This is a genomic window from Mycobacterium sp. TH-M25 (genome assembly GCF_057473665.1).
The window spans coordinates 1-6,552 of sequence record NZ_JBYCLA010000006.1 but is presented as its reverse complement, the minus strand read 5'-3'; the positions used below and the strand labels follow the sequence as shown (position 1 = coordinate 6,552).

The 6,552-nt window shown below is 69.1% G+C and carries 6 protein-coding genes and 1 pseudogene; 6 read left to right on the top strand and 1 reads right to left on the bottom strand.

The annotated features are described in order from the left end of the window. The 6 genes and pseudogenes from AC2VOU_RS00175 to cobM form a co-directional block, all read left to right on the top strand. Positions 1-639 (top strand): annotated as a pseudogene (locus AC2VOU_RS00175) (elongation factor 4); the annotation flags it as partial. Between the two features lie 2 nt (positions 640-641). Next, on the top strand, positions 642-1,400 hold the full coding sequence (locus AC2VOU_RS00170; RefSeq protein ID WP_486955529.1) for a sensor domain-containing protein: 759 nt from the start codon (positions 642-644) through the stop codon (positions 1,398-1,400). Between the two features lie 14 nt (positions 1,401-1,414). After that, entirely contained in the window at positions 1,415-2,302 is an 888-nt protein-coding gene (locus AC2VOU_RS00165) for a nitrite reductase (protein ID WP_486955528.1), read from the top strand. Further along, a complete protein-coding gene (locus AC2VOU_RS00160) occupies positions 2,299-2,964 on the top strand; it encodes a precorrin-8X methylmutase (RefSeq protein ID WP_486955527.1) in 666 nt (221 codons plus the stop codon). Before AC2VOU_RS00165 ends, AC2VOU_RS00160 begins: the two co-directional genes overlap by 4 nt. Then, positions 2,961-4,490, top strand: coding sequence for a precorrin-3B C(17)-methyltransferase (cobJ, locus tag AC2VOU_RS00155; protein WP_486955526.1), 1,530 nt, complete (start codon positions 2,961-2,963; stop codon positions 4,488-4,490). Before AC2VOU_RS00160 ends, cobJ begins: the two co-directional genes overlap by 4 nt. Then, positions 4,466-5,251, top strand: coding sequence for a precorrin-4 C(11)-methyltransferase (cobM, locus tag AC2VOU_RS00150; RefSeq protein ID WP_486955525.1), 786 nt, complete (start codon positions 4,466-4,468; stop codon positions 5,249-5,251). Before cobJ ends, cobM begins: the two co-directional genes overlap by 25 nt. Here the strand turns inward: cobM and cbiE are convergent. Further along, complete coding sequence (gene cbiE / locus AC2VOU_RS00145) at positions 5,241-6,446, bottom strand: precorrin-6y C5,15-methyltransferase (decarboxylating) subunit CbiE (RefSeq protein ID WP_486955524.1); 1,206 nt, start codon at positions 6,444-6,446, stop codon at positions 5,241-5,243. The genes cobM and cbiE overlap by 11 nt on opposite strands. Positions 6,447-6,552 lie beyond the last annotated feature (106 nt).

Genomic DNA, 6,552 nt, shown 5'->3' with positions numbered 1-6,552 from the left:
GGCAAGGTCCGCGCCGTGTACGAGCCCATCACCAAGACCACCATCATCACGCCCAGCGAATTCATCGGCACCATCATGGAACTGTGTCAGTCGCGGCGCGGCGAACTCGGCGGCATGGACTATCTGTCGCCCGAGCGCGTCGAACTGCGCTACACGATGCCGATGGGAGAGATCATCTTCGACTTCTTCGACTCGCTGAAATCGCGCACCCGCGGCTACGCCAGCCTCGACTACGAAGAGTCCGGCGAGCAGGAGGCCGCGCTGGTCAAGGTCGACATCCTGTTGCAGGGCGAGGCCGTCGACGCGTTCAGTGCGATCGTGCACAAGGACGGGGCCGCGGCCTACGGCAACAAGATGACCACCCGGCTCAAGGAGTTGATTCCCCGCCAGCAGTTCGAGGTGCCGGTCCAGGCCGCGATCGGATCCAAAATCATTGCCCGCGAGAACATCCGCGCGATCCGCAAAGACGTGCTGTCCAAGTGCTACGGCGGTGACATCACCCGCAAGCGCAAATTGCTCGAGAAGCAGAAGGAAGGCAAGAAGCGGATGAAGACCATCGGCCGGGTCGAGGTGCCGCAGGAGGCGTTCGTCGCCGCGCTGTCCACGGATTCCGCGGGCGACAAAGGCAGCAAGAAGTAGCCATGCAGGGGTCCGCGACGGCAGCAGTGTGCACGGTGGTTGCCGCGCTCGCGGTGGGCTGCGGGTCGGTCGTCGCGGGCACGGCCGCGCCGGCCCCGAACCTGAAGCCTCGACCTTTGTCCGGCCGGGCCGTCGAACACGCGTTGCTCGGCGGCAAAGCGTTGTCGCAGATGCTCGGTCAGCCGTTCGTCACCCGTCAGCCCGCGAAATTCGGTGGGCTCGACATCCTCGACCAGCGTAAGGCGCCACCGGAGTCAGCGGCCTGCCTTGAGGTCACCGCCATGCTGCAGAAGAGCGTGTACGGTCTCGCCAATGTCCAAGCCGTGGCATCGGCGTCGTGGTGGAACAACGGTGACCCGGCTCAGGTGATCAGCGTGAGGGAGGGCGTGGTCGCGCTATCGACGGCGGCCGAGGCGCAGGCGCTGTTCGCGAAATTTCGCGACCAGTGGCGGCAGTGCAAGGGGCAGAGCACGACCGAACGGACCGGGCCGATCAGTACGACGACGGTGATCGACGACGTCCGAACACTGGATTCCGTTGTCACAGCAACCAATACCGCTACCGCGACGCTGGCCAACATGCCGCCCCTGCAGCCCACGCCGGTCGCCCGCGCCGTCGGTGTCCGATTGAACTGCATCGTCGAGGTTTCGATGATCGTCTTCGGTGACCGACGGCCGTCGGATCCGGGATCGGCGAGCCCGGACACCAGTGCGGTCGACGTCGCCCACGCGATGATGGAGAAGGTCAGCGACCTCAGCTGACCCGGTACCCGCTGATGACCGCCGACGCACGGACCCGCACCGACATGTGCCCCGGGGTGTGGCGCCCGTGGTCGGCCGAGGACGGGCTGCTGGTGCGCATCCGGCTGATGGGCGGTCTACTGCCCACGGCGGCGCTGCGACGACTGGCCGAGGTCAGCCGCCAGCACGCCGACGGCTGCATCTACCTGACCGGGCGCGCGAATCTGCAACTGCGGGGAATGCGAGGGGACGGACCCCACCTGGCCGAGGCCGCCGTGACGGCTCTCGAGTCGACCGGGCTGATCCCTACCCGCACACACGAACTCGTGCGGAACGTGCTTGCGTCACCCCAGACCGGTCTGGCCGGCGGTCGCGCCGATCTGCGGCCCGTCATCGCACGCCTCGATACGCTGCTGTGCGCCGAGCCCCGACTCGGCCTGCTGCCGGGGCGCTTCCTGTTCACGTTGGACGATGGCCGCGGCGATCTGCTAGACCGCCTCACCGGCGCCGGCAAGCGCGGCACCGACCTCGGTTTCGTGACGCTGGATGACGGGACGGTCCAGGTGCGGGTCGGCGCTCAGTGGGGCGATCTGACCCCGTTGGCTGACGCTGCCGACCGGTTGGCGGCGCTGGCAACGGAATTCCTCGACGCCCGGGGAACGGGAGCCGACGCGCCGTGGCACATTCGCGAACTCGCCGAACCGCTGCAGCCACCCGTTCCCGCCGACACTCGTATCCCGCCTGCGGCGCCGCCGCTGGCCTATGGAAAAGTGCCAGGCGGCACCCACACGCCCGTCGAGGACGGCGTCCTGACCTCTGAGATGGTCCGAAAGCTGCTCGAAAGCGCCTCCGGTGTGGGCAATGTCGTCATAACGCCGTGGCGCGGCGTCCTCGTCCCGAACACGCCGGAGGTATCCGAGTGACCCCGACGAGCCGACCGACCCGACGCTACGACTACATCGCCGACGGTCCGGCGATCTACGCGGACTCGTTCGCCACGATCCGCCGCGAGGCCGACCTGTCGCGCATCCCGGCCGAGGCCGAAAAGCTGGCCGTCCGCATGATTCACGGGACCGGCCAACCGGATCTCGTCGACGACCTGATCGTGCACCCGGCCCTGGTGCCGGCCGCACGCTCGGCGCTGCAATCAGGCGCGCCCATCCTGTGTGACGCCCGGATGGTCGCCACCGGGATCACCGCCGGCCGGCTACCCGCCGCCAACGACGTGCACTGTTTCCTCACCGAACCCGGCGTGCCGGAGTTGGCGAAGCAATGGCACACCACTCGCACCGCGGCGGCGGTGTCATTGTGGGAACCGTTGCTGCACAACGCAGTCGTCGCTATCGGCAACGCCCCGACCGCGCTGTTCCATCTGCTGGAGATGCTGATCGACGGCGCGCCGCGGCCCGCGGCGATCGTCGGGTGCCCGGTCGGGTTCATCGGTGCCGCGGAATCCAAGCACGCTCTCGCATCCTTGGCCCGCGACCACGGCATCGACATCCCGTTCGTGACGGTGCGGGGTCGACGCGGTGGCTCGGCGATCACCTCCTCGGCCGTCAACGCGCTGGCCTCGGAGGCCGAATGACAGCCGGCCGCTTCTACGGAATCGGCTTGGGCCCAGGTGATCCCGAGCTGATCACTTGTAAGGCGGCGCGCATCATCGGTGAGTCCGACGTCGTCGCCTACCACGCCGGGGTGAACAAGCAGTCCTACGCGCGAACGATCGCAGCGGGCCTGATTCCCGCAGCCGCCATCGAAGAGGAGCTGCGCTACCCGCTGACCACCGGAACCACCGATCATCCCGGCGGCTACGCCGGCGCACTGGCCGAGTTCTACGAGGAATCGGCCACCAGGCTCGCCGCGCATCTGGATGCCGGCCGCACCGTTGCCCTTCTCGCCGAGGGGGATCCGCTGTTCTACGGCTCGTTCATGTACATGCACGATCGGCTCAGCGCCCGGTTCGTCACCGAGATTGTGCCCGGGATACCGGCATTCACCGCCGCGACGGCGGCCGTCGCCTCGCCGCTGGTCCGCCAGACCGACGTGCTGACCGTGCTGCCCGGCACGTTGCCGGAAGCCGAACTCGCGCGGCGACTGGCCGACACCGACGGCGCGATCATCATGAAACTGGGCCGCACGTTTCCGGCCGTCCGCCGCGCACTCGCCGCGGCCGGGCGACTCGATCATGCGATGTACGTCGAGCGGGCCAGCCACCCGCAGCAGCGGTGGATGCCGGTGGTTGACGTCGACGCATCGACCGTCCCGTACCTCTCGCTGATCGTGGTCAACGGCGATTCGATCAACGGCCCGCGATCGCGCATCATGGTCGAAGAGCCCATCATGGTCGAAGAGCCCAGCCCTGCAACCATTTCCACATGCGCCGGCGAGCTTCTCGTCATCGGCCTGGGTCCGGGCCCAGCCCATTGGATGACGCCCGAGGCTTCGGCCGCACTTGCCCAGGTACGGCATGTGGTCGGCTATGCCCCGTATGTTGCACGAGTGCCGCAACGCGAAGGTCTGCAGCGGCACGCATCCGGCAACGCCGTCGAAGCCGACCGGGCGCGCTTCGCGCTCGAGCTCGCCCGGTGCGGCGAACCCGTCGCCGTGGTCTCCGGCGGCGATGCCGGAGTGTTCGGCATGGCCTCGGCGGTGTTCGAGGCAGCCGAGGATCCGCGGTTCGCCGACGTATCGATTCGGGTGCTTCCCGCCGTCTCGGCTGTGCATGCCGTCGCCGCGTTGGCCGGTGCGCCGCTGGGTGCGGACTTCGCGGTGCTGAGCCTGTCGGACCGGCTCAAGCCGTGGTCGGTGATCGAGAAGCGTCTGCGCGCCATCGCCGATGCCGATCTCGTTCTGGCCATTTACAACCCGGCCTCGCGCTCCCGGCCGGACCAGATCAAGCTGGCCCGCGACATCCTGCTCGAACATCGGCGCGCAGACACCGTCGTCGTCGTCGGGCGTGACGTCGGGCGAGCCGAGGAAGCGCTGACGGTGACGACACTGGGCGACCTCGACACCGACGTCATCGACATGAAAACCCTTGTCGTGGTGGGGGCATCGAGCACCAAGGCCACGCCGAAAGATCGGGTATGGACGCCGCGGTGGGTGCGATGAGCGCCGTGCAATTCGTCGGCGCCGGACCGGGGGCCGCCGACCTGCTGACCGTGCGGGCCGCCCGACTGCTCGCAGCCGCGGACACCGTCTTGTATCCGGGCAGTTATCTCGACCCCGAGCTACTCGAGAGCTGTTCTGCGACGGCTACATTAGTCGACACCCAGAAACTGAACCTCGACCAGATCGTCGCCCGGATCGTCGAGGCGCACCGCGCCGGCCGGTGCGTCGTCCGATTGGTGTCGGGTGATCCGTCGCTGTACAGCGCGGTCTCGGAGCAGACCCGCCGGCTCGATTCGGCCGACGTGCCGTGGGAGATCACGCCGGGAGTACCGGCATACGCCGCCGCAGCGGCGCGTGTCGGTCGCGAGCTCACGGTTCCGCTGCTCGCGCAATCCGTCGTGCTGACGCGCACTCAGGCGCGCTCCACCGCGATGCCCGACACCGAGTCGCTGACCGCCTTCGCCGCGACCCGCGCAACGCTGGTGCTGCACCTGGCCATTACCGCCATCCGAGCGGTGATGGACGAGCTGACGCCGACCCACGCCCAGGACTGCCCGGTGGTAGTGGTGTACCGGGCGTCGCAGCCCGACGAACTCGTTCTGCGCGGCACCGTCGCCGACATCGCCGATCAGGTCGAGGCGGCCGGGCTGAAACAGGCCGCGGTCATTATGGTGGGCGAAGCGCTTGGCGCACAGCCGGATCCGCGGGCGGGAGAGAGCCATCTCTATGACCCGCAGCGCGATCGACCGGCTACAACGTGAAAGCCCACTGGGTCACCGCGCGCGACGGTGTCCACCCGGTGAACGACCCGACCGGCGCGGCCTGCTCCACGTGAATACGGGTGAGTTCACCGCCGTGCTCGCCGTAGGCCGCTACCAGCACCGCCTCGGTCTCGACCGTCACCCCGTGCGCTACGATCCGGCCACCGCCGGGCAGCGCATCGAGGCAGCGCTGCACGACGCCGGGCCGACTGGCGCCGCCGCCGATGAACACCGCGTCGGGAGTTGCCAAGTCGCTCAACGATTCCGGAGCGGTGCCGCAGACCACCTGCAGTGCGGGCACACCCAGCGAGCGCGCGTTGTGGGCGATCCGCTCGGCGCGCACCGGGTCGGCCTCCACGGCGACGGTCCGGCACGTCGGGTGAGCGCGCATCCACTCGATGCCCACCGACCCGGCGCCCGCGCCGACGTCCCACAACACCTGGCCGGGAGCGGGCAACAGCCGGGCCAGGGCGGCGGCTCGCAGATCCCGCTTGGTGAGCTGGCCGTCGTGGGAGAAGGCGTCGTCGGGCAAACCGCTCGCCCAGCCGGCGAGCAGTGGTCCGTTCAGCTGCAGCGCAACGACATTCAGTCGCGGCGAGTCGCCCGCGAACTCGTCGACAGTCGAGTCGTGAAAAGTCTCGAGGTCGCCACCGAGGTTGCCGAGCACCACCAAGCGGCTGGCCCCGTACCCGCGAGCCGTGAGCAGACCGGCGAGGGCCGCCGGGGTTTTCTCGTCCGACGACAGCACCAAAACCCGCCGCCCGGGGGCGAGTTCCCGCAGCACCGAGTGCACGTCGCGGCCTACGACGCTGACCACCGCGGTGGATTCGGCGGACCAGCCGAGGCGGGCCCGCGCCAGCGTCACCGACGACAGATGCGGAACGATCGTCACCCGGTCGGCGCCCAACAGGTCGACCAAGGTGGTTCCGATGCCGCTGCGCAGCGGGTCGCCGGAGGCCAGCGCGACCACCCGCCGGCCCGCGAGCCGGGTCAGCAGGTCCGGCAGCGCCGCGCTCAACGGGGACGGCCACGGTTGGTGCACTTGGCCGCCCGCGGTCGGCAGCAGCGCCAGCTGGCGCGCGCCGCCCAACACGACCTCCGCGGCCGCGACGGCGGCTTGCGCGGCCGGCGTCAGGCCGGCCCACCCGTCGGCGCCGACGCCGACCACAGTTACCCGCAGCTCAGAGGTCGGCACGGCGGCGATGCTAGCGTAAGGCCCGCGATGAACCCTGCGAACAGGCCTAATCATGGCCCCAGCTGATCAGCTGTATCCGTTTCCCGCCGTCGTCGGCGCCGATCCC

Excerpts from the sequence above, each read along its gene's own strand:
- cobM (WP_486955525.1), top strand. The coding sequence starts at position 4,466 with ATGGACGCCGCGGTGGGTGCGATGAGCGCCGTGCAATTCGTCGGCGCC.
- cobJ (WP_486955526.1), top strand. The coding sequence starts at position 2,961 with ATGACAGCCGGCCGCTTCTACGGAATCGGCTTGGGCCCAGGTGATCCC.
- AC2VOU_RS00165 (WP_486955528.1), top strand. The coding sequence starts at position 1,415 with ATGACCGCCGACGCACGGACCCGCACCGACATGTGCCCCGGGGTGTGG.
- AC2VOU_RS00170 (WP_486955529.1), top strand. The coding sequence starts at position 642 with ATGCAGGGGTCCGCGACGGCAGCAGTGTGCACGGTGGTTGCCGCGCTC.